At 68.4% G+C, this 21,720-nt stretch carries 15 protein-coding genes; 11 read left to right on the top strand and 4 right to left on the bottom strand.

Annotation, left to right across the window (positions count from 1 at the left end):
* Positions 1-19: 19 nt before the first annotated feature.
* On the bottom strand, positions 20-649 hold the full coding sequence (locus AC07UW_RS12045; protein WP_336023115.1) for a ParA family protein: 630 nt from the start codon (positions 647-649) through the stop codon (positions 20-22).
* A gap of 123 nt (positions 650-772) precedes the next feature.
* Between AC07UW_RS12045 and AC07UW_RS12040 the strand changes: the two genes are divergently transcribed.
* Positions 773-2,257, top strand: a complete 1,485-nt coding sequence (locus tag AC07UW_RS12040) for an AAA family ATPase (protein WP_025875996.1) — start codon at positions 773-775, stop codon at positions 2,255-2,257.
* Between the two features lie 49 nt (positions 2,258-2,306).
* On the opposite strand, the gene AC07UW_RS12035 is transcribed toward AC07UW_RS12040, so the two are convergent.
* Together AC07UW_RS12035 and AC07UW_RS12030 are read right to left on the bottom strand one after the other, a co-directional pair.
* Positions 2,307-3,293, bottom strand: coding sequence for a hypothetical protein (locus tag AC07UW_RS12035; RefSeq protein WP_059063136.1), 987 nt, complete (start codon positions 3,291-3,293; stop codon positions 2,307-2,309).
* A 69-nt stretch (positions 3,294-3,362) separates the two neighbouring features.
* Complete coding sequence (locus AC07UW_RS12030) at positions 3,363-3,998, bottom strand: tetratricopeptide repeat protein (protein WP_033832697.1); 636 nt, start codon at positions 3,996-3,998, stop codon at positions 3,363-3,365.
* Positions 3,999-4,169: 171 nt separating this feature from the next.
* Here AC07UW_RS12030 and AC07UW_RS12025 point away from each other — a divergent pair, with 171 nt between their 5' ends.
* Positions 4,170-7,856, top strand: coding sequence for an indolepyruvate ferredoxin oxidoreductase family protein (locus tag AC07UW_RS12025; protein ID WP_495212134.1), 3,687 nt, complete (start codon positions 4,170-4,172; stop codon positions 7,854-7,856).
* A gap of 88 nt (positions 7,857-7,944) precedes the next feature.
* On the opposite strand, the gene AC07UW_RS12020 is transcribed toward AC07UW_RS12025, so the two are convergent.
* Positions 7,945-8,559, bottom strand: a complete 615-nt coding sequence (locus tag AC07UW_RS12020; RefSeq protein ID WP_495212133.1) for a DUF938 domain-containing protein — start codon at positions 8,557-8,559, stop codon at positions 7,945-7,947.
* 694 nt (positions 8,560-9,253) lie between these two features.
* Between AC07UW_RS12020 and AC07UW_RS12015 the strand changes: the two genes are divergently transcribed.
* From AC07UW_RS12015 to AC07UW_RS11975, 9 genes are read left to right on the top strand one after another with little or no spacing between them, the layout of a single operon-like run.
* Complete coding sequence (locus AC07UW_RS12015) at positions 9,254-10,885, top strand: TldD/PmbA family protein (protein WP_025876008.1); 1,632 nt, start codon at positions 9,254-9,256, stop codon at positions 10,883-10,885.
* A gap of 27 nt (positions 10,886-10,912) precedes the next feature.
* Positions 10,913-12,547 carry a TldD/PmbA family protein gene (locus tag AC07UW_RS12010; protein WP_495212132.1) on the top strand — a complete coding sequence of 545 codons (1,635 nt, stop codon included), beginning with the start codon at positions 10,913-10,915 and terminating at the stop codon, positions 12,545-12,547.
* A gap of 21 nt (positions 12,548-12,568) precedes the next feature.
* A complete protein-coding gene (locus AC07UW_RS12005) occupies positions 12,569-13,903 on the top strand; it encodes a TldD/PmbA family protein (RefSeq protein ID WP_495212131.1) in 1,335 nt (444 codons plus the stop codon).
* A complete protein-coding gene (locus AC07UW_RS12000) occupies positions 13,903-14,610 on the top strand; it encodes a DUF4159 domain-containing protein (RefSeq protein ID WP_025876014.1) in 708 nt (235 codons plus the stop codon). The genes AC07UW_RS12005 and AC07UW_RS12000 overlap by 1 nt, the downstream gene beginning before the upstream one ends.
* 13 nt (positions 14,611-14,623) lie before the next feature.
* Positions 14,624-15,607 (top strand): AAA family ATPase, encoded by a 984-nt coding sequence (locus tag AC07UW_RS11995; protein WP_223497418.1) that lies wholly within the window; start codon positions 14,624-14,626, stop codon positions 15,605-15,607.
* A 7-nt stretch (positions 15,608-15,614) separates the two neighbouring features.
* Positions 15,615-16,511: a DUF58 domain-containing protein gene (locus AC07UW_RS11990; protein WP_495212130.1), complete on the top strand. Its 897-nt coding sequence runs from the start codon at positions 15,615-15,617 to the stop codon at positions 16,509-16,511.
* On the top strand, positions 16,508-17,629 hold the full coding sequence (locus AC07UW_RS11985) for a BatA domain-containing protein (protein ID WP_495212129.1): 1,122 nt from the start codon (positions 16,508-16,510) through the stop codon (positions 17,627-17,629). Before AC07UW_RS11990 ends, AC07UW_RS11985 begins: the two co-directional genes overlap by 4 nt.
* Positions 17,626-19,791 (top strand): hypothetical protein, encoded by a 2,166-nt coding sequence (locus AC07UW_RS11980; RefSeq protein WP_495212128.1) that lies wholly within the window; start codon positions 17,626-17,628, stop codon positions 19,789-19,791. Before AC07UW_RS11985 ends, AC07UW_RS11980 begins: the two co-directional genes overlap by 4 nt.
* On the top strand, positions 19,788-21,593 hold the full coding sequence (locus AC07UW_RS11975; RefSeq protein WP_495212127.1) for a hypothetical protein: 1,806 nt from the start codon (positions 19,788-19,790) through the stop codon (positions 21,591-21,593). Before AC07UW_RS11980 ends, AC07UW_RS11975 begins: the two co-directional genes overlap by 4 nt.
* Positions 21,594-21,720 lie beyond the last annotated feature (127 nt).

The raw sequence follows: 21,720 nt of genomic DNA, 5'->3' as shown, positions 1-21,720 counted from the left end.
GGATGGAGACCTACGGCTGTTACAGCTTCAGCCAGGCCAACAGGGGTTCCCAGTCGGCCTGGTGCTCGCGCACCTGGGCGGAGCGGTAATCGAAAAGACTGCGGCCCAGGCCGGTCATGACCACATAGCTCTGGCTGTCGCGCAGTTGGGCGACCACCGGATAGGGCCAGTCAGCCAGCATCTGCAGGGCCTGCTGCGAGGTCTGGGTCCAGGGCTTGGTGCGGTTCAGCACCAGCCCGACCGGCAGCTTGCGGCTGTGCACGCGGGGCACCTGGGCCAGGCTGTTGAGGAAGCCGACGATGGCTTCGATGTCCAGTGCCGAGGGCAGCACCGGCACCACCACGGCATCGGCAGCGTCGAGGAAATGCGGGATATCGTCGGCCAGCGCGCCGGCCGGTGCATCGATCACCACGGTATCGGTACCGTCGGGCAGCTTCTGCGCCCATTGCTTCTTGCGGTACACGTCGATCGGCAGCACCGCGCTTTCCAGCCCGGCCCGGCGCTGTGCCCAGCGGGTGCTGGAGCCCTGCGGGTCGGCATCGGCGATCACCGTGGCCTTGCCTTGCAATGCCGCGTACGCGGCCAGGTGGGTGGCGATGGTGGTCTTGCCCACCCCGCCTTTGGAACCGGCCACCAGGATCGTCTTCATGCCAGCCTCGCTTCCGGGTACGTGCCCCGAGCGTACACCGCCGATGGTGACGGAAGGTAGAGCCGTGCTGAACCCGTGCCCCCGGCCTTTGCTATCGTGGCGCCCCCGAAGGATCGAACCGCCATGAGCGAACTGCAGGACCTGAGCGCACTGATCCGCGCCAACACGCCGTTGATCGTGGTCGAGACCCAGGATGAGGGTCGCATCGTCGAGCTGTTCCGGCAGACGCTGATGCATGTCTGGCGGGCCCTGCACCGCTGGTCGATCACCGAGGGCCTGCGTCGCATCGACCTGGAGCGCGAGGACGAGCCGGTCGGTCCGCCCGATGCCAGCGCCGCACTGCAGATGATCCGCCAGGCCGACCAGCGCGGCGTGTACCTGCTGCTCGATTTCCACCCCTACCTGGGCTACGCCAGCCACCAGCGTGCCCTGCGCGACCTGATCCAGCGCCGCCACAGCGAACCGCACGTGCTGGTGCTGATCGGCGCCAAGGTGGAACTGCCCGCCGAACTGGAAGCCCTGGCGGTGCGCTTCAACCCGCGCCTGCCCGACGCCAATGCGCTGTTGAAGATGCTGCGCGAGGAAGCCGATGCCTATGCACGCGAACACGGCGGGCGCCGGGTGGAAGTGGACAGCGAGGCGGTCAAGAAGATCCTGAAGAACCTGCAGGGCCTGAGCCTGGTCGATGCGCGGCGCATCGCGCGGCAGCTGATCTATGCCGATGGCGCGCTGCGCGACGATGACCTGCCACAGTTGGCGCGGCTGAAGTTCGAGCTGCTCAACCGCAGCGGCCACCTGTTCTTTGAACATGACAGCGCGCGCTTCGGCGATGTGGCCGGCGCCAACCGGCTCAAGCGCTGGATCAACCAGCGTCGCGTCGCCTTCATCGCCGGCTCGGCACCGGCCGGGCTGGACCCGCCGCGCGGCATGCTGCTGCTGGGCGTGCAGGGCTGCGGCAAGTCGATGCTGGCCAAGGCCACCGCCGCCGGCTTCGGCGTGCCGCTGCTGCGCCTGGACGTGGGCGCGCTGTACAACAAGTACCACGGCGAGACCGAAGCCAACCTGCGCCAGGCACTGGCCTCGGCCGAGCAGCTGGCGCCGTGCGTGCTGTGGATGGATGAGATCGAAAAGGGCCTGGCCACCGGCACCGAGGATGGCGGCGTGTCGCGCCGCGTGCTCGGCTACCTGCTGACCTGGATGGCCGAGCGCAAGGCGCCGGTGTTCATCGTGGCCACCGCCAACCAGGTGCACGAGCTGCCGGCCGAGCTGCTGCGCAAGGGCCGCTTCGACGAGATCTTCTTCGTCGACCTGCCCTCGGCCGATGTGCGCGTGGAACTGCTGCGCCTGCACCTGGGACGGCGCCAGCTCAATGCCGACGACTTCGCGCTGCCGGCACTGGCCGCAGCGGCCAACGGGTTTTCCGGTGCGGAAATCGAGCAGGCGATCGTGGCGGGACTGTATTCGGCGCATGCCGAAGGCCGGCCACTGGATACCGAGCTGCTGATGGGCGAGATCCGCACGACACGGCCGCTGTCGGTGCTGATGGCCGAGCAGGTGGCGGCGTTGCGGGAATGGGCGTCGGGGCGCACGGTGTCCGCGGACGACTGAGGGTCGCCGCCACCGCGTCCATCTACGCAGGGCGTGGATTCCCTGTCGGTCAGGGTGCGGTGTCTGGGCTCCAGCCAGCGGGCGGGGTCAGCGGCAGACCGTTTTCCTGCAACAGGCGGCTGATGGCTGCCGTCGTGCCTTCGCGCGCGGCGCGCTGCAGGTAGCCGGCGGGCAGCCCCCGCCGCCGCGCACTCAGCTGTTGCCACTGCAGCCAGTCAAGTGCGCGCTGGGCATCAGGATCGGCGGGCACCAGCCGCAGTGCCAGTTCCTGCAGACCCAGATCGCCACTGGCTGTCATCTGCGTGGCCAGCCTCCTGCACGTTGCGCTGTGCTGTGCCTGCCCGCACAGCGCAATGCCGGCGAAGTCCCACAAGGTGCGTTCCTCCAGCGACCCCAGTAGGGCGTCTTCGACGATCTGCCGCGGGCTGCGGTCCGCCTCCTCCAGCGGCGTGTCGGACAACGACACCCCTGCCAGCGCCTGCAGCTGCATCGCCAGCAGCCGCCGCGTCCCATCACCGAACGGTTGCCGTTCCGCGGCGGCGCGCAGCTGCTGTGTCGCCATGCCGACTTCTTCCAACCGCCAGGCCACCTGCACCGCCTGCCACGCGCCCTCGCCGTTGTCCTGATCGTCCGCACGCTGCGCCTCCAGCAGTGCCGGCAACAGCCCGGCACCTGTGGGCGCAGCCGTGGGCAAGCCAAGATTGCGACCGACGGGGTCACCGCAGGTGAGCGTGCCCTGGCACAGCCGCAACAGGCGGTGGCGGTGGAAGCGGTGCGCTGGCGCGGCCTGCCAGGCGTCCAGGAAAACCGGCGTGAGTGCATCGGCATCGGTCAGGCGCTGGCCGTCGGCCTGTACGCCCAATGCCAGCGACAACTCGGCCCCCTGCCAGCGCTCGGCCGGGACATCGCTGGCCTGCAGGGCGGCGATGCGGGTGACGACCGGCTGCAGCCAGTCCGGCACGGACCGGTCCTGAGCATTCAGTCCCCCTGGCAGCAGCAGCGACAGGAACAACAGCAAGGTAGCGCGTTGGCGCATCCGGAGCTCATGGCAGCGAAGGGCCAACCATTGTAGGCCCCCTTGCACGCCGCCAGCGGCCGGCCGCTGTCAGGGCCAGGCTGGAGGTGCGGCCGCCCAGGCCTGCTGTACTTCGGCCAAGGTCGCGCGTTCGTCATCGCGCCATTGCGGCAACAGCTGCGCGTAATGACTGCTGTCGCGCCATTGCCCCGGCTCGGTCCGTACGGCGGCGGCATACCACTTCACCGCCTCCTGCTGCTGGCCGGCCCGCCACAGCGCCAACGCATAGCTCGGCGGTACCCAGCCCGGATTGCTGCGCAGGGTGCTGGCAGCGGCCTGCCACTGTTCCAGCGCGGCCAGCGCCTGGCCCTGCCGCAACAGGTCCCAGCCATAGTTCCAGCGTACGCTGCGGCCCAGCGCGCTCTGCACCGGCGCCTCGGCCAGTGCCTCGCGATAGAGCTTGTCGCCCAGTTCCGCGCGCCCCTGCGCGATGGCCACCGACGCCAGCTGCGCCGTGGCTTCCAGCCCCTTGCGGCCACGCTCGCGATGCTTCAGCAGCTGTGCCACCAGGTCTTCGCCTTCACCCTGCACCACCGTGATCGGCGCGGCAGCGGCGTCGCTGTCGAAATAGAACTCCTGCGGTGCCGGCAATGCCGGCGCGGCCCACACAGTGGCCGCTCCCGAAACCAGCAACACGCCGGCCAGGAACTGTCCTGCAACTGACATCCCAATTCCCCCAAGGTTGAAACACCAACCCTCCCTCTCTCTCCCCGATCCTAACCCCAGCACGGCCCCGGCGCGAGTGCCTGGGGCCTTGGCCCCCCACTGTTACAATTCGCGCCTTTCCCGCCGCGTGCACCTGCGCGGCCGGTGCCAGCCGATCCTGACAGGCCAGCCATGACCAGTACCGCGCAACTCACCTCGCCCGCTTCCGCCGACCTGCTCGACCGTGATTACACGCTCGACCACAAGTACACCCGCAACGAAGGGCGGATCTACCTGAGTGGCGTGCAGGCGCTGGTGCGGCTGCCGCTGATGCAGCGCCTGCGCGACGAAGCTGCGGGCATCGACAGCGCCGGTTTCATCAGTGGCTATCGCGGCAGCCCGCTGGGCGGCTTCGACCTGGAACTGTGGCGCGCGCGCAAGCACCTGGAAACGGCCAAGGTGAAGTTCACCCCGGGCCTCAACGAGGACCTGGGCGCCACCATGGTGTGGGGTACCCAGCAGACCAACCTGTTCCCCGGTGCCAACGTGCAGGGCGTGTTCGGCATGTGGTACGGCAAGGGCCCGGGCGTGGACCGCTGCGGCGACGTGTTCAAGCACGCCAATGCCGCCGGCACGTCGCGCCATGGTGGTGTGCTGGCACTGGCCGCCGATGACCATGCCTGCCGCAGCTCGACGCTGCCGCATGGCAGCGAGGACGAATTCGTCAGCGCGATGATGCCGGTGCTGAACCCGGCCGGCGTGCAGGACATCCTCGACATGGGCCTGCTCGGCTGGGCGATGAGCCGTTACACCGGGCGTTGGGTCGGCTTCAAGACGATCGCCGAGACGGTGGAATCGTCGGCCTCGGTCGAGGTTGATCCGCTGGCCCGGCGCATCGTGCTGCCGGAGGACTTCGACATGCCCGCCGGCGGCCTCAACATCCGCTGGCCCGATCCGCCGCTGGACCAGGAGATGCGCCTGCACCGCTATGCGGTGAAAGCCGCGCAGGCCTTCGCGCGTGCCAACGGCATCGACAAGGTGGTGATGGACGCGCCGCGTGCGCGGCTGGGCATCGTCACCACCGGCAAGAGCTACCTGGACGTGCTGCAGGCACTGGAATACCTGGGCCTGGACGAGCAGGCCTGCGCCGACATCGGCATCCGCGTGTACAAGGTCGGCATGACCTGGCCGCTGGAACCGGAAGGCATCGCGCGCTTTGCGCAGGGCCTGGAAGACATCATCGTGGTGGAGGAGAAGCGTGCCTTCATCGAGCGCCAGATGAAGGAGCAGTTCTTCAACTGGCCGGCCAGCTGGGGCCAGCGCCCGTCCATCGTCGGCAAGTACGACGAGGCCGGCGAGTGGATCCTGCCGTCCACCGGCGAACTGACCCCGGCCACCATCGCCGGCGTGATCGGTCGCCGCATCCAGAAGTTCTTCAACAACGAATCCATCGAGCAGCGCCTGCAGTGGATGCAGGAGAAGGAAGCCGAGCTTGCGTTGCCGCGCGCCAGCTTCCCGCGCGTGCCGCACTACTGCTCCGGCTGCCCGCACAACACCTCCACCACCGTGCCGGACGGCTCGCGTGCGCTGGCCGGCATCGGTTGCCATTACATGGTGACCTGGATGGACCGCAGCACCGACACCTTCACCCACATGGGTGGCGAAGGCGTGACGTGGGCCGGGCAGGCAGCGTTCACCGACACCCAGCACGTGTTCCAGAACCTGGGCGACGGCACCTATTTCCATAGCGGTTCGCTGGCCATCCGCCAGGCGATCGCCGCCGGCGTCAACATCACCTACAAGATCCTCTACAACGACGCGGTGGCGATGACCGGCGGGCAGCCGGTGGACGGCCCGTTGAGCGTGCCGGACATCGCAAAGCAGATGCGGGCCGAGGGCATCCACACCATCATGGTGTTGTCGGACAACATCGCCAAGTGGACGCGCCAGCGCGAGCATTTCCCCAGCGACGTGGAGTTCCACGACCGCAGCGAGCTGGATGCGGTGCAGAAGCGCCTGCGCGAAGTGAAGGGAGTTTCGATCCTGATCTACGAACAGACCTGCGCCACCGAGAAGCGCCGCCGCCGCAAGCGCGGCAAGCTGGAAGACCCGGCCAAGCGGGTGATGATCAATTCGCTGGTCTGCGAAGGCTGCGGCGACTGCGGCAAGAAGAGTTTCTGCGTGTCGGTGCTGCCGAAGGAGACCGAGTTCGGTCGCAAGCGCGACATCGACCAGTCCAACTGCAACAAGGACTATTCCTGCGTCAACGGCTTCTGCCCGAGCTTCGTCACCGTGCACGGTGGGCAACCGCGCAAGGGCAGCAAGCGCGATGCCTCCACGCTGCTGGACGACCTGCCGGCACCGGTGGTGCGCGGCACCCTGGAGCAACCCTGGAACATCCTGATCACCGGCGTTGGCGGTACCGGCGTGGTGACCATCGGCGCCCTGCTGGGCATGGCCGGTCACCTTGAGGGCAAGGGCGCCTCGGTGCTCGACCAGACCGGACTGGCGCAGAAGGGTGGCGCGGTGACCACGCACATCCGCATCGCCCGCCGCCCGGACGATATCCATGCGGTGCGCATCGCCGCTGGTGAAGCCGATCTGGTGCTGGGCTGCGACATGGTGGTGGTCAACGACTACTGGGCGCTGTCGAAGGTACGCGCCGGCCGTTCGCAGGTGGTGCTCAATACCTACGAAGCGATGCCGGGCACCTTCACCACCCGCCCGGACATGCAGTTCCCCGCCGCCGACATCATCGCCGGCGTGCGCGTGGCCCTGGGTGGCGAGGAGCCGCTGCTGCTGGACGCAACCCAGCTGGCCACCGCGCTGCTCGGCGATGCGATCGCCGCCAACCTGTTCATCCTCGGCTACGCCTGGCAGCAGGGCCTGGTGCCGCTGTCGTTCGAGTCGCTGATGCGCGCCATCGAACTCAACGGCGCGGCCGTGGCGATGAACCAGCAGGCCTTCGCCTGGGGCCGCCTGGCCGCGGTCGATCCGCAGGCCGTGCAGCAGGCCGCCGGCCTGGTGCGTAACCGCCACACCGACACCGAGAACACGCCGGGCCCGCTGCATGCGCTGCCGCCGGGCGAATGGGAAGGCAACGAGTGGGGCGCCACCGCCGCACCGCGCAACACCGGTGACGAGCGCGAGCTGCGTGGACTGCCGACGCACGGTGGTGATGTCGCCTTCCTGCCGCTGGACGACGCGCGCCTGTCGCGCTCGCTGGACGAGATGATCGAGCGCCGCTCGGCCTTCCTGACCGACTACCAGGATGCCGCCTACGCCAACCGCTACCGCACGCTGGTCGAGCGTGTACGCGCGACCGAAGCCGAGCGCATCGGCGGCTCCACCGCGTTGACCGAAACCGTGGCCCGCTACCTGTTCAAGCTGATGGCGTACAAGGACGAGTACGAAGTGGCGCGCCTGTACACCAGCGGCGACTTCCAGCGGCGCCTGCAGCAGCAGTTCGAAGGCGATTACCAGCTGCGCTTCCATCTGGCACCGCCGCTGTTCGCCAAGAAGGACGAACAGGGCCGGCTGCAGAAGAAGGAGTACGGCCCGTGGATGTTCAAGGCGTTCGGCCTGCTGGCGAAGCTGAAGTTCCTGCGCGGTGGTCGCCTGGATGTATTCGGCCGCACCGAAGAGCGTCGCATGGAGCGCCAGCTGATCACCGACTACGAGGCGACCGTGCAGCAGCTGATCGACGGACTGGATGACGACCGCCTGGCACTGGCGGTGGAGATCGCCAGCATTCCCGAGCACATCCGCGGCTTCGGTCACGTCAAGGAAGCGCACTTCGAGAAGGCCAAGGCCCGCGAAGCGGTGCTGCTGGCGCAGTGGCGCAACCCGAAGGCGCTGCATATCGTGCAGGTGGCGTAATAGCGGCAGGTGGTAGTGCCGGCCTCTGGCCGGCATCTGCCCTTCCCGGACAATGTGTTGCCGGCCAGCGGCTGGCGCTACCGGTGGTTCAGCCCAGCCGCCACAGCAGCAGGCGGTTGTTGGCCGGCATCGCCACGTCCCCCAAGCGGGTAAAGCCGTTGTCTGCGGCCAGCGCCTGCACCGCTTCGCTATCGCGGATGCCGCTGCGCGGATCACGCGCCTTCAGCCACGCATCGAACTGCGCATTGCTGTCGCTGGTGTAGCGACCGCCGTAGTTGAACGGGCCGTACACCGCCAGCAACGTGCCGTGGCGCAGCAGGGGTGGAAGTGCTGCAAACAACGCCTGCACGTGCTCCCAGCTCATGATGTGCAGGGTATTGGCACTGAAGGCAGCGTCGAACATGCTGCCTTCCGGCAAGCTCAGGCCGGGCGCTGGCGGCAGTTCCACCTGCAGCACCACCGGCGGCAGCAGGTTCAGCAGCGCCGCCTCCGCGCGCCAGGACTCGATGCCGGGCAGATGATCCGGATGGTCGCTGGGCTGCCAGCGCAGCCATGGCCAGCGCTCGGCGAAGAAAGCGGCATGCTGCCCGGTGCCGCTACCGATCTCCAGCACCCGGTGGCGATCTCCCATCCACGGGTCGAGCGCAGCGGCGATCGGTTCGCGGTTGCGTTCGCAGGCTTCTGAATACGGCTTGCTCGACATCGAGACGGCGTCCAGGCGGGGTCGGTCTCATTGTGCACGAGGGGGGTATTGCTCGGCAGGGCTGCGCCCTGCACCTGCAGAAGCCGGAGCCAGAGCAACGTCAAAAGGCGGCATTCCGTGGGTCGGCGGGGTGGATCCGGTTGCGGGGGCGTGAGCGCCATGGATGGCGCGACCGAGCCTCCATGGACGGATTCACGGCGTCCCCCGCAACCGGATCCACCCCGCCTTCGACAGTTTTCCGCGATCTGCTGGAAGGGATCTTGGGGTCAGATCCGTTTTCCTGCGGAAAACAGATCTGACCCCAGATTCATTTCGATACCTGACAGATGTGTCGACCAAGGTCGACACCTACCAACAGCCGCGGAGATCTGTCAGAGGTGGGGCGGTGTCGGAGTGCGGGGTGTCAGCCGCATGGATGCGGCTGCCAAGCCTCCATGGACGGATTCACGGCGTCCCCGCACTCCGACACCGCCCCGCCCACCCACGGAATGACCGCTTTTGACGTTGACGTTGCTGCTGAGGTTGCCGGCCAGCGGCCGGCACTACAGCAGGTGCAGGGCTGCAAGCCCTGCCGAAACCCTCCCCGACCATGACTGCAGTCACTTGCCCGAATGTCCGCCGCTGGCGAAAGTCGAGGAGTTGACGTGATCGGATCGGTCCTTTGCCGGCCGCACGGAAGTGAGAGAGAGACGCTGTGCAACGACGTGAGTTCCTGGCATTTTCCGCTCTGGGCCTGGCGGGCCTGGCCCTGCCGCATTCGCGGCTGATCGCCGCCGAGCAGTTGCTGGCCCCGGTCGACCCGGCCAAGCGCCGGCGCCTGGCCGAGGTCGCCCTTGCCGCCGCGCGTTCGGCCAAGGCCAGCTACTGCGACGTGCGCATCGGGCGCTACCTCAACCAGTCGGTGATCACCCGTGAGCACCAGGTCGGCAACGTGACCAACCGCGAATCTTCCGGTGTGGGCGTGCGGGTGATCGTCAACGGTGCGTGGGGTTTCGCCGCCACCCACCAGCAGACCGAAGCGGCGGTGCGCACCGCCGTCGAACAGGCCACCGCCATCGCCCGCGCCAATGCCAGCATCCAGTCCCGCCCGGTGCAGCTGGCGCCCACCCCGGCCGTCGGCGAGGTGCGTTGGCAGACACCCATCCGCCGCAATGCGATGGAAGTGCCGATCCAGGACAAGGTCGAGCTGCTGCTGGCGCTCAATGCGGCCGCACTGAATGCGGGTGCCGACTACATCAATTCCACCCTGTTCCTGGTCAACGAGCAGAAGTACTTCGCTTCCAGCGACGGCTCATTCATCGACCAGGACATCCACCGTATCTGGCTGCCGTTCACCGCCACCGCCATCGACAAGGCCAGCGGCAAGTTCCGCACCCGCGCCGGCCTGTCCTCGCCGATGGGCATGGGCTACGAGTTCCTTGATGGCGATGCACGCGGCAAGGTGCAGCTGCCCGGTGGCATCACTGCGTACCGTGATTCCTATGACCCGGTCGAGGACGCCATCGCCGCCGCCCGCCAGGCGCGCGAGAAGCTGAAGGCGCCCTCGGTGAAGCCCGGCAAGTACGACCTGGTGCTGGATCCGTCCAACCTGTTCCTCACCATCCACGAGAATGTCGGCCACCCGCTGGAACTGGACCGCGTGCTCGGCTACGAGGCCAACTACGCCGGCACCAGCTTCGCCACCCTGGACAAGCGCGATGCCGGTTTCCGCTGGGGCAGCGACATCGTCACCTTCTTCGCCGACAAGACCCAGCCGGGCAGCCTCGGCGCGGTCGGCTACGACGACGAAGGGGTGAAGACCCAGCGCTGGGACCTGGTGCGCGACGGCATCCTGGTCGACTACCAGGCGACGCGCGATGAGGCCCACATCCTCGGCCGCGACGCCTCGCATGGCTGCAGCTATGCCGACTCGTGGTCCAGCGTGCAGTTCCAGCGCATGGCCAATGTCTCGCTGGCGCCAGGCAGGACGCCGCTCAGCGTGGAGGACATGATCAAGGACGTGGAGAACGGCATCTACATCCATGGCCGCGGCTCGTACTCCATCGACCAGCAGCGCTACAACGCGCAGTTTGGCGGCCAGCTGTACTACCAGATCAGGAACGGAAAGATCACCGGCATGGTCGAGGATGCGGCCTACCAGATCCGCACGCCGGAGTTCTGGAACGCCTGCACCGCCATCTGCGATGAACGCGACTTCCGCCTTGGCGGTTCGTTCTTCGACGGCAAGGGCCAGCCCGGCCAGGTGTCGGCGGTCTCGCACGGTTCGTCCACCACCCGTTTCAACGGCATCAACATCATCAACACCGCGCGCAGTCTCGGCGCTTGAGCCACCCGTCCTTCATGGAGAGCAGCCTTGCACAGACGTGACTTCCTGGCCCTGACCGGGCTTACCGCTGGCGGCCTGATCGTGCCGTCGTTCTTCGGCAAGGCGATCGCCGCCGAGCAACTGCAGTCCAGCCTCGACCCTGCGCTGAAGAAGCGCCTGGCCGATGCCGCCCTGCAGGCTGCTCGCAGCGCCGGCGCCACCTACTGCGACGTGCGCATCGGCCGCTACCTGCGGCAGTTCGTGATCACCCGCGAGGACAAGGTGCAGAACGTGGTCAACACCGAGTCCACCGGTGTGGGCATCCGCGTGATCGTCAACGGCGCCTGGGGCTTTGCCGCCACCAATGCGCTCAGCACCGCCGACGTGGCCCGTGCCGCGCAGCAGGCCGCGGCGATCGCCAAGGCCAACGCGGGCGTGCAGACCGCGCCGGTGCAGCTGGCCAAGGCGCCGGGCGTCGGCGAGGTCAGCTGGAAGACGCCGATCCGCAAGAACGCGATGGAGGTGCCGATCAAGGAGAAGGTCGACCTGCTGCTGGACGTCAACGCTGCGGCGATGGGCGCCGGTGCCAGCTTCGTCAACTCGATGCTGTTCCTGGTGAACGAGCAGAAGTACTTCGCCTCCACCGACGGTTCCTACATCGACCAGGACGTGCACCGCATCTGGGCACCGATGACGATCACCGCCATCGACAAGGCCAGCGGCAAGTTCCGCACCCGCGAAGGCCTGTCCGCACCGATGGGCCTGGGCTACGAGTACCTCGATGGCGCGGCTGCCGGCAAGGTGCTCACGCCCAATGGCGTGGTCAACTACGGCTCGTCCTACGACATGAAGGAAGATGCCATCGCGGCGGCCAAGCAGGCGCAGGAGAAGCTGAAGGCGCCGTCGGTGAAGCCCGGCAAGTACGACCTGATCCTGGATCCGTCGCACACCTGGCTGACCATCCACGAGTCGATCGGCCACCCGCTGGAACTGGACCGCGTGCTCGGCTACGAAGCCAACTACGCCGGCACCAGCTTCGCCACCCTGGACAAGCGCGAGCAGCATTTCCAGTACGGCAGCGACAAGGTCAACATCTTCGCCGACAAGACCCAACCGGGCAGCCTCGGCGCCGTGGCGTACGACGATGAAGGCGTGAAGTGCAAGCGCTGGGACCTGATCAGCAACGGCAAGCTGGTCGACTACCAGACCATCCGCGACCAGGCCCACATCCTCGGCAAGGCCGAATCCGATGGCTGCTGCTATGCCGACTCGTGGTCCAGCGTGCAGTTCCAGCGCATGGCCAACGTGTCGATGGCGCCGGGCAAGTCGCCGCTGAGCGTGTCGGACATGATCAAGGACGTGGAGAACGGCATCTACATCATCGGGGATGGTTCGTTCTCGATCGACCAGCAGCGCTACAACGCGCAGTTCGGCGGCCAGCTGTTCTACGAGATCAAGAACGGAAAGATCACCCGCATGCTCGAAGACGTGGCCTACCAGATCCGCACGCCGGAATTCTGGAATGCCTGCAGCGCCGTGGCCGATGAACGCGACTACCGCCTGGGCGGTTCGTTCTTCGATGGCAAGGGCCAGCCCGGCCAGGTCTCGGCGGTCTCGCACGGTTCGTCCACCGCGCGCTTCAACGGCATCAACGTCATCAACACCGCACGCAGCCTCGGCTGACCGGTCAGGAGCCCTTACACCATGAGTATCTTCACCGAAGCCCAGGCCAAGGCCATCCTCGACAAGGTCATCGCCCTGTCCAAGGCCGATGAGTGCACGGCCGTACTGGCCGGTTCCATCAACGGCAACATCCGTTTCGCCCTGAACAACGTGTCCACCAGCGGCATCGTCGACAACACCGAACTGGCCGTCACCGTGGCCTTCGGCAAGCGCGTGGGTACCGCCTCGATCAACGAGTTCGACGACGCGGCGCTGCAGCGCGTGGTGCGTCGCGCCGAAGACCTGGCCCGCCTGGCCCCGGAAAACCCGGAGTTCATGCCGGCCATCGGCAAGCAGACCTACCGCCCCAGCCCGGCCTTCAGCGAATCCACCGCCGCCATCGATCCGGCCTTCCGCGCCAAGGTCGCCGCCGATTCGATCGCGCCGTGCCGTGGCAACGGGCTGATCGCTGCAGGCTTCCTCGAAGACGGCCAGGGTTTCTACGCCACGGCCAACAGCAATGGCAACTTCGGCTACCAGCGCACCACCAACTTCGACTACACCTGCACCGTGCGCACCGAAGACGGCCGTGGTTCGGGCTGGGTGGGTCGCAACCTGAAGGACGCTGCCGACTTCAAGGCCGACCAGGACATCCGCATCGCCATGCGCAAGGCGACCGAGTCGCAGGAAGCCAAGGCACTGGAACCCGGCAAGTACACGGTGATCCTGGAGCCAGCAGCAGCCGCCGGCCTGATCAGCTTCATGATGAACTTCTTCAGCGCACGCTCGGCCGATGAAGGTCGCAGTTTCCTGTCGAAGAAGGGCGGTGGCAACAAGCTGGGCGAGCAGGTCTACGATCCGCGCGTGAACATGCATGCCGACCCGTGGCACCCGGACGCGCCGGTGCTGCCGTGGGACAACGAGGGCATGCCGCGTGAGCGCATCGCCATCATCGAGAACGGCAAGGTCGCCAACCTCGACTACTCGCGCTTCTGGGCACAGAAGCAGGGCAAGACCGCCAAGGCCACGCCCGGCAACCTGCTGATGAGCGGTGGCGAGAAGAGCACCGCCGAACTGGTGCGCGGCACCCAGAAGGGCATCCTGGTCACCCGTACCTGGTACATCCGCATGGTCGATCCGCAGACCGTGCTGCTGACCGGCCTGACCCGCGATGGCACCTTCTACATCGAGAACGGGCAGATCAAGTACCCGGTGAAGAACTTCCGCTTCAACGAATCACCGGTGATCATGCTCAACAACATCGAAGAGCTGGGCAAGCCGGTGCGTGTGGCCGGTGACGAGTCCAGCTTCGTGATGATGATTCCGCCGATGAAGCTGCGCGATTTCACCTTTACCTCGTTGTCCGACGCGGTCTGATGGATCGGCGGGCCTGCCTGCGCTGGTTGGCCGCTGCCGCTTCGGCGGCGGCGCTGCCAGCATGGGCGCAGGCAGGCCCGCGCAGTTCGCGCTACGACTTCTGGTTCACCCGCCTGCAGTACGACTCCGGCGACTGGGACGTGGACGCGCGCATGCCGTCCAACCTGATCACCTCGCTGATCGACTACACCTCCCTGCGGGTGGACCCGCAGGAACGCGTGGTGGCGTTGGCCGACCCGCGCATGCTGGAAGCGCCGTTCTGCTACCTGGCCGGGCACACCCTGGTCGAGTTCAACGCGGCCGAACGGCAGAACTTCGTGCGCTACGTGCGCAATGGTGGCTTCGTCTTCGTCGACGACTGCAACCACGATATCGACGGCCTGTTCGCCACCTCGTTCGAAGCGCAGATGGGCCGGCTGTTCGGGCCGAAGGCGCTGCAGAAACTGCCCAACAGCCACGCGCTGTACCGCAGCTTCTTCCGCTTCCCCGACGGCCCGCCCGCGACCAGCTTCGAGCTCAACGGCTGGGGCGATGACCTGGTGCACGACTACCTGAAAGGCATCGAGGTCGATGGCCGGCTGGGTCTGCTCTACAGCAACAAGGATTACGGCTGCGAGTGGGACTACGACTGGCGCAACAAGCGTTTCCTGGCCGAAGACAACACCCGCTTCGGCGTCAACATCGTTATGTACGCATTGAACAATTGAACGGACCACGCCCATGACCTCCCCCGACCTCGATTCCCTGCTGCCGCGCCTGCACGCGCTGCGCAGCGCCCTGGCCCACGCCGTGGTCGGCCAGCACACCGTGGTCGAGCAGCTGCTGATCGGCCTGCTGGCCGGTGGCCACTGCCTGCTGGAAGGCGCGCCGGGGCTGGGCAAGACCCTGCTGGTGCGCTCGCTGGGGCAGGCACTGGAACTGCAGTTCCGGCGCGTGCAGTTCACCCCCGACCTGATGCCCAGCGACATCCTGGGCACCGAACTGCTGGAAGAAGACCACGGCACCGGTCATCGCCATTTCCGCTTCCAGCAGGGCCCGATCTTCACCAACCTGCTGCTGGCCGACGAGCTCAACCGCACCCCGCCCAAGACCCAGGCGGCGCTGCTGGAAGCGATGCAGGAGCGTACGGTCAGCTACGCCGGCACGACCTACACGTTGCCGGCGCCGTTCTTCGTGCTGGCCACGCAGAATCCGATCGAACAGGCCGGTACTTACCCATTGCCCGAAGCACAGCTGGACCGCTTCCTGCTGCATGTGCTGGTCGATTACCCCAGCGAGGAAGAAGAGCGGCAGATCCTCGAACAGACCACCGGCGGTGCCACGGAAAGCGTGCCGAAGGTGATGGATGCCGAAGCGGTGATCGCGCTGCAGGCGGCGGTGCGCCAGGTGCATGTCAGCCCCGACGTGCTGGCCTGGATCACCCGCCTGGTCCGCGCCAGCCGTCCCGGCGAGGGCGCACCGGCGGCGATCAACCAGTGGGTGAAATGGGGCGCAGGTCCCCGTGCCGGGCAGTCGCTGGTGCTGGCCGCCAAAGCGCGCGCACTGCTGCAGGGACGCTTCGCCGCCACCCGCGAGGATGTGCAGGCACTGGCCGCACCGGTGATGCGTCATCGCCTGCTGCTGTCCTTTGCCGCCGAAGCCGAGCAGAAGCGGGCCGACGATGTGGTCGCCGCACTGCTGCAGGCCGTTCCCTTCCCGGGTTGATGCACTGGTGTCCGCAGGCACGCCGCTGCTGCTGCCACCCGACCTGCGTGCGCGACTGCGTGCGCTGCGGCTGTGGCCACGCCTGGCCAGCGGCGCAAGCGGCATCGGCCAACATGCCAGCCGCAGCCGCGGCGCCGGCCTGGAGTTCGCCCAGTACCGCGCCTACGAGCCCGGTGACGAACTGCGCCAGATCGACTGGAAGCTGTACGCGCGCTCGGATCGCTTCTTCGTGCGTGAATCCGAGCGCGAAAGCCCGATCACCGTCTGGCTGCTGCTCGATGCCACGGCCTCAGCGGGCCAGTCCGACCGTACAGCGCCCGGACGCAGCCGCCTGGATCACATGCGGCAGCTGGCTGCCTGCGTGGTCGAGCTGGCGCTGCAGCAGGGTGATCGCTTCGGCCTGCTGGCGATCAACGGCGAAGGCCTGCAGCTGGTGCCGGCCGCGCATGGCGCGCGCCAGCGCGACCGCGTGCATCTGCAGCTGCGTGCCCTGCAGGCGCGCGGCGCATGGCCGGCCGCAGAGCGGCTGCGACCGCTGTGGGAGCGCGTGCGGCCCGGCGATCTGCTGCTGGCCATCGGCGATGGCTTCGACGACGCGGGCATCGTGCTGCTGGAGCAACTGGCCAGCGCGCGCCGCGAGGTGATGCTGCTGCAGGTGCTGACGGCCGACGAGCGCGATTTCCCCTTCGACGCAGGCCATCGTTTCCGCGATCCGGAGACGGGCGATGAACTTCTCGGCGATGGCGCCGCGATCCGCGCCGACTACCTGCAGCGCTTCGCCGAGGCCCGCGCCGCGCTGCAATCGCGGTTGCAATCCAGTGGCATCGCCATCGCCACCGGTTGGCTCGACCAGCCGCTGGACCAGCCGCTGCAGGCGCTGTTCGGCCGCAGGGGTGGCGCATGAGCCTGCTGTTTCCGCTGGGCCTGGCGGCGCTGGCCGCATGGCTGTTGCCACTGCTGATCCACCTCGCCCGCCGTCATCCCTACACGCCGCTGGATTTCGCTGCGCTGCGCTGGCTGCGCGCCCAGGTACGACCGCGCCAGCGCATCCGCTTCGATGATTGGCCGCTGTTGCTGGTGCGCCTGCTGTTGCTGGCCGCACTGGCCCTGCTGCTGGCGCGCCCGGCGCTGACCGGTCCTGCGCCCGTGCCAGCAGCGTGGACGGTGGTGGCACCGGGCCTGGACGCGACCGCGCTGCGCGGCAGCACCGATGCGCGCAACTGGCATTGGCTGGCGCCGGGCTTCCCCACCATCGACCAGCCCGCGCCGGCAGACGCTGCTGCCCTGCCCAGCCTGCTGCGCGAGCTGGACGCGCAGTTGCCGGCCGGCACCGCGCTGACCGTACACGTACCCGACCCCTTGCCCGGCCTTGATGGTGCCCGCCTGCAGCTGTCGCGCGAGGTGCAGTGGCAGCCACACGCGCTGGCCGTCACCGCACCGCCACACGCTTCCCCGGCACCACGCCTGCGTACGCGCAGCGATGCACCGGCCGCTGCGCTGCAATGGCTGGGCGCGTTGCAGCGCGCGTGGAGCACGCAACCATTGGCGGCCCCCCTGGCCGACGACGCCTTGCCTGCCCGCGGTGAGATCGGCGTATGGACCGCCACCGATGCGCTGCCTGGCCCCTGGCAGCGCTGGCTGCAGCAGGGCGGCACGGTGCTGACCGCTGCGAAACCGCCAGCGGGTGCACCCGTACTGCTGCGCGATGCAGACAATGCCCCGCTGCTGTGGCAGCAGCGCATCGGCCAGGGCCGCCTGCTGCATCTGCCCGGCGAATGGAACGTGGCCCGCAACAGTGCACTGCGCGATGACGGCCTGCCGCGCGACCTGCTGCAGGCCCTGCAACCGCCATCAACGCCGCAGCTGGGTGATGCGCGGGACCAGGCACCACGCCAGGCGGCCCTGCCCGCCGCAACGCCGCCCCTGCGGGAACCCACCGCCTGGCTGCTGCTGGTGATCGTGCTGCTGTTCGCGCTTGAGCGCTGGATGGCGAGCAGCGCGCGACGCAGGGCTGCACCATGAAGACGCTGCAACAGGCATGGCAGCGCGCACGTCGGCGCCGCGCGGCGATCACCCTGCTGCTGGGGCTGCCGTGGGCGTTGGCCGCAGCGGCAATTGCGCTGCGCCTGTCAGGTTTTGATATCGCCTGCGTCGTGGCGACCGTGGCCCTGCTGATCATTGCGGCCGCCGCGACGATGCGCGCCCGGCAGCTGGACCGACGCTGGTTGCAGCGCAGGCTCGATGCCAGTGGCGCCAGCGAAGACAGCGCCGATCTGCTGTTTGCCGACGCCGGCACGCTCAACCCGTTGCAGCAGCGCCAGCGCACCCACGTGCTGGCTGCGCTTGAACGCAACCTCCCCGAGCTGCGACCACGCTGGCCACGCAGGGCAGTGGCGCTGTGCTGGATCGGCGGCATCGCCGTCGCTGTGCTGGCACTGGGCTGGCCGCACAGCGGCGCACCGCGCCCCACGGCACCTGCCTCGCCGCAAAGCAGCACCAAGGCCGGTCCATTGCGCCTGCAGTCCACTCGACTGCGCATCGACGCACCGGTCTATACCGGCCAACCCACGCGTACGCAGAACGCACTCGACGCCAAGGTCGCCGCCGACAGTCGCCTGTCCTGGTCACTGCGCTTCGACCGTGCACCCAGCAACGCCTGGCTACAGTTCCACGACGGTCGACGCCTGCCGTTGCGCGAGCACGACGGTGAATGGCAGGCGCAGGACGTAGCGCGTACCCCGGTGCTGTATCGCGTGGTCAGCGAACCGGCGCTGGCCGAAACCCGCCTGCATCGGCTCGACGTGGTCGCCGACCGTGCGCCGACGGTGCGCGTGATCGAGCCTGCCACCAGCCTGGTGCTGGGCACCCCCGGGCAACGGCAGTGGACGCTGCGCTTCGAGGCAAGCGACGATCATGGTGTCCTCCCGCAGGCGACGCTGTCGATCACCATCACCCAGGGCAGCGGCGAGAACATCACCTTCGTACGCCGCAGCGTGACGCTCAGCGGCAGCGGCGAGGCGAAGGCACGGCGCTTTGCCCATACCCTTGATCTGGCCGCGCTGGGCGCACAGCCCGGCAACGATGTGATCGCCCAGCTGGAAGTGCGCGACAACCACGCGCCGGCAGCACAGCTCGGCCGCAGCAGCAGCGTGATCCTGCGCCTGCCCAGCACCGAAGCGGTGCTCGGTGCCGAACTGGAAGGCCGCATCAAGAAGACCCTGCCTGCGTACTTCCGCAGCCAGCGGCAGATCATCATCGATGCCGAGGCCTTGATCCGCGAACGCCGGGGCGTGGCCACCGATACCTTCGTCAAGCGCAGCGATGCGATCGGCGTCGACCAGCGCATCCTGCGCCTGCGCTACGGCCAGTTCCTGGGCGAGGAAAGCGAGGGCGCGCCGAAGCCGCCGCCGACCAGCGACCTGCCCACCAGCGATACGCCCGCGGCAGACGCACACGATGACGATCATGACCACGATCACGAGGCGCAGGCCGGCGCACACGACGAGCACGGCCACGACCACGGCGGCGCAGCCAGCGGCAGCGACACGCCACCGGTGTTCGGCAGCGCCACCGACGTGCTGTCCGAGTACGGGCATACCCACGACCACGCCGAGGCGGCGACGCTGCTTGACCCGCAGACGCGAGCCACGCTGAAGGCCGCGCTGGACCAGATGTGGTCGGCCGAAGGCGAGCTGCGCCAGGGCCGCCCCGAGCAGGCCCTGCCATTTGCCTACAAGGCGCTGGCGTTCATCAAGCAGGTGCAGCAGGCCGAGCGCATCTATCTGGCGCGCGTCGGCCCGGAGCTGCCGCCGATCGACGAGAGCCGGCGCCTGAGCGGCGACCGTGCCGGGCTGGCCAGCCGCGACCTGCCGCTGGCCGCGCGCACGCCGCCCGATCCGGCCGTCGTCGAGGCCTGGCAGCGATTGGGCGACGAGGACGGCACGCCCGATCTGGACATGCTCGCCACCTGGCAGCAGCGCAACAACGCGTTCCTGCCCGATGCACTGGACCTGGCCGCCGCCATCGAGCAACTGCGCATCGAACCCGGCTGCACCGATTGCCGGCAGCGCCTGCGCGCGCAGCTGTGGCGCGCACTGCAGCGGCCACTGCCGCAGGTGATGCGACGCCGTGCGGCCGATGCCATGGGGCAGCGCTACCTCGACGCGCTGCAGGCACAGCTATGAGTACATCGGCATTGAACGTGTGGGTCGCAGTGGCGCTGGCGCTGATCGTGCTCGTGGCCAGTGCACGCCAGCTGCGTTCGCCCACGCAGAGGCGCGGCCGTCTTATCGCCGTGCTCACGCTGCAGGCGGCCGCCGCTGCGCTGCTGTACGTCTGCCTGCTGCCGCCCTCACAGCGCGCCTCCCTGGCCGGCCTGGTGGTGATCGGCGCCGGGGCCAACAAGACCGGTGCACTGCCCACCGGCGGCACCCGGGTGCTGCTGCCGGAAGCAACCGATATGGCCGGTGCAGCGCGCGTGCCGGACCTGGCCACCGCACTGCGCCGCTATCCGTCCTCCACGGTGACACTGATCGGTGCCGGCCTGGCCGCGCGTGACCGCGATGCCGCACTGCCCGCCGACACGCGCTGGCAGGCATCCTCTGCAGCCAACGGCTGGATCGCCCTGCAGCCGCCCGTGGACACCGCTCCCGGTGCGCGCTTCGACGTACACGCACAGGCACGCGGCGTAGACCGAGCGCAGGCCGAACTGCTGGACCCGGCCGGTGCCGTGGTCGATCGTGCAACGCTGGCAGCGGATGGCCGTGTACAGCTCAGCGGCATCGCCCGCGCCGAGGGCCGCAGCGTGTTCCAGCTGCGCCTGCTGGATGCGCAGGGCCATGTGGCCGACAGCGTGCCGGTGCCCCAGCAGACGCTGGCCGCCGCTCCGCTGCGCGTGCTGGTGCGCTCGGCTGCCCCCGGCGCCGAACTGAAGTACCTGCGGCGCTGGGCCACTGATGCCGGCATCCGCGTGCAGGTGCAGGCCGAGACCGGCGCAGGCCTCAGGCTGGGCGACGGCAACGTGGCGTTGGACGCCTCCACGCTGGCGCGCAGCGATCTGCTGCTGCTCGACGAACGCAGCCTGGCTGCGCTCGGTGCCGCTCAGCTGGCGGCCGTGCGCCAGGCCCTGCGCGATGGCCTGGGCCTGCTGGTGCGCAGTACCGGCGCGCCATCAGCCAGCGCACGGCAACGCCTGCGCGATCTCGGCCTGCCCGTGCAGGGCGATGCCGGCAGCCAGGTTGCGGCAATGCCCGGCGAGGGTGACGCAACGATGTTGCAGGCACGTCGCGGGCCGCTTGCCGCCGGCACCCTGCCCACCACGGATGGCGAAGAAGCCGACCGCGCGTCGCACGCCGCGGCGCTGCCGGCGCTGGAGTACCTGGCGCTGCAGACAGCCGACAGCCGCCCCCTGCTGCAGGATCGCGAGGGCAAGGCCATCGGCGGCTGGCGTGCCGTCGGCAAGGGGCGCATCGGGCTGCTGCCGATCACGGACAGCTGGCGCTGGGTACTGGCCGGTCGCGAGGATCGCCACGGCGAGTTGTGGAGCACGGTGTTCGCCGCCCTCGCACGCGCGCAGGTGGGGACCGAAGGTCCATGGTCGACACAGGCACTGGCCTGGGCCGGCGAACGGCAGTCGCTGTGCGGCGTGCAGGCACCGCTGCGGGCCTTCGACGGACGCGGCGATGGCGTGCCGCTGATTGTCGACAGCACCACCGGCACAGCACGATGCGCGGGCTGGTGGCCGCGCCAGGCCGGTTGGCAGCGCCTGCAGCACGGCGACCGCACGCATTGGCGGTACGTGTTCGATCCGAAGCAGGCCCCTGCGATGCATCGGCAGGCGATGATCGATGCCACCACGCAACGGCTGGCCACTGCTGCGCCGGCAACCGCGCAGGCGGACCAGCGCATGCCGGGGCCGCGCTGGCCGTGGTGGGTGGCGTTCGTGCTGTGCGCATCGCTGCTGTGGTGGCTGGAGCGCCGACGCTGATCCCGGGCTTGATCCCGGGGTCGGATCCCTTTCACGTGCGAAAGGGCTCTGCCCCCACCGTTTGGATCGCGAACACCATCCACGCATGGCGTGGATCTCCTGACGCCGTGCAGGGTAGATGCCAACC

This window comes from Stenotrophomonas sp. GW821-FHT02D01 (genome assembly GCF_059421765.1).
This window is presented reverse-complemented; position numbering and strand designations above follow the sequence as displayed.

What these genes read in the sequence shown, in the direction of transcription:
- AC07UW_RS11980 (WP_495212128.1), top strand. Translation starts at nt 17,626, where the DNA reads ATGAAGACGCTGCAACAGGCATGGCAGCGCGCACGTCGGCGCCGCGCG.
- AC07UW_RS12030 (WP_033832697.1), bottom strand. Translation starts at nt 3,998, where the DNA reads ATGTCAGTTGCAGGACAGTTCCTGGCCGGCGTGTTGCTGGTTTCGGGA.
- AC07UW_RS11995 (WP_223497418.1), top strand. Translation starts at nt 14,624, where the DNA reads ATGACCTCCCCCGACCTCGATTCCCTGCTGCCGCGCCTGCACGCGCTG.
- AC07UW_RS12000 (WP_025876014.1), top strand. Translation starts at nt 13,903, where the DNA reads ATGGATCGGCGGGCCTGCCTGCGCTGGTTGGCCGCTGCCGCTTCGGCG.
- AC07UW_RS12040 (WP_025875996.1), top strand. Translation starts at nt 773, where the DNA reads ATGAGCGAACTGCAGGACCTGAGCGCACTGATCCGCGCCAACACGCCG.
- AC07UW_RS12005 (WP_495212131.1), top strand. Translation starts at nt 12,569, where the DNA reads ATGAGTATCTTCACCGAAGCCCAGGCCAAGGCCATCCTCGACAAGGTC.
- AC07UW_RS11985 (WP_495212129.1), top strand. Translation starts at nt 16,508, where the DNA reads ATGAGCCTGCTGTTTCCGCTGGGCCTGGCGGCGCTGGCCGCATGGCTG.
- AC07UW_RS12045 (WP_336023115.1), bottom strand. Translation starts at nt 649, where the DNA reads ATGAAGACGATCCTGGTGGCCGGTTCCAAAGGCGGGGTGGGCAAGACC.
- AC07UW_RS12035 (WP_059063136.1), bottom strand. Translation starts at nt 3,293, where the DNA reads ATGCGCCAACGCGCTACCTTGCTGTTGTTCCTGTCGCTGCTGCTGCCA.
- AC07UW_RS11975 (WP_495212127.1), top strand. Translation starts at nt 19,788, where the DNA reads ATGAGTACATCGGCATTGAACGTGTGGGTCGCAGTGGCGCTGGCGCTG.
- AC07UW_RS12025 (WP_495212134.1), top strand. Translation starts at nt 4,170, where the DNA reads ATGACCAGTACCGCGCAACTCACCTCGCCCGCTTCCGCCGACCTGCTC.
- AC07UW_RS12020 (WP_495212133.1), bottom strand. Translation starts at nt 8,559, where the DNA reads ATGTCGAGCAAGCCGTATTCAGAAGCCTGCGAACGCAACCGCGAACCG.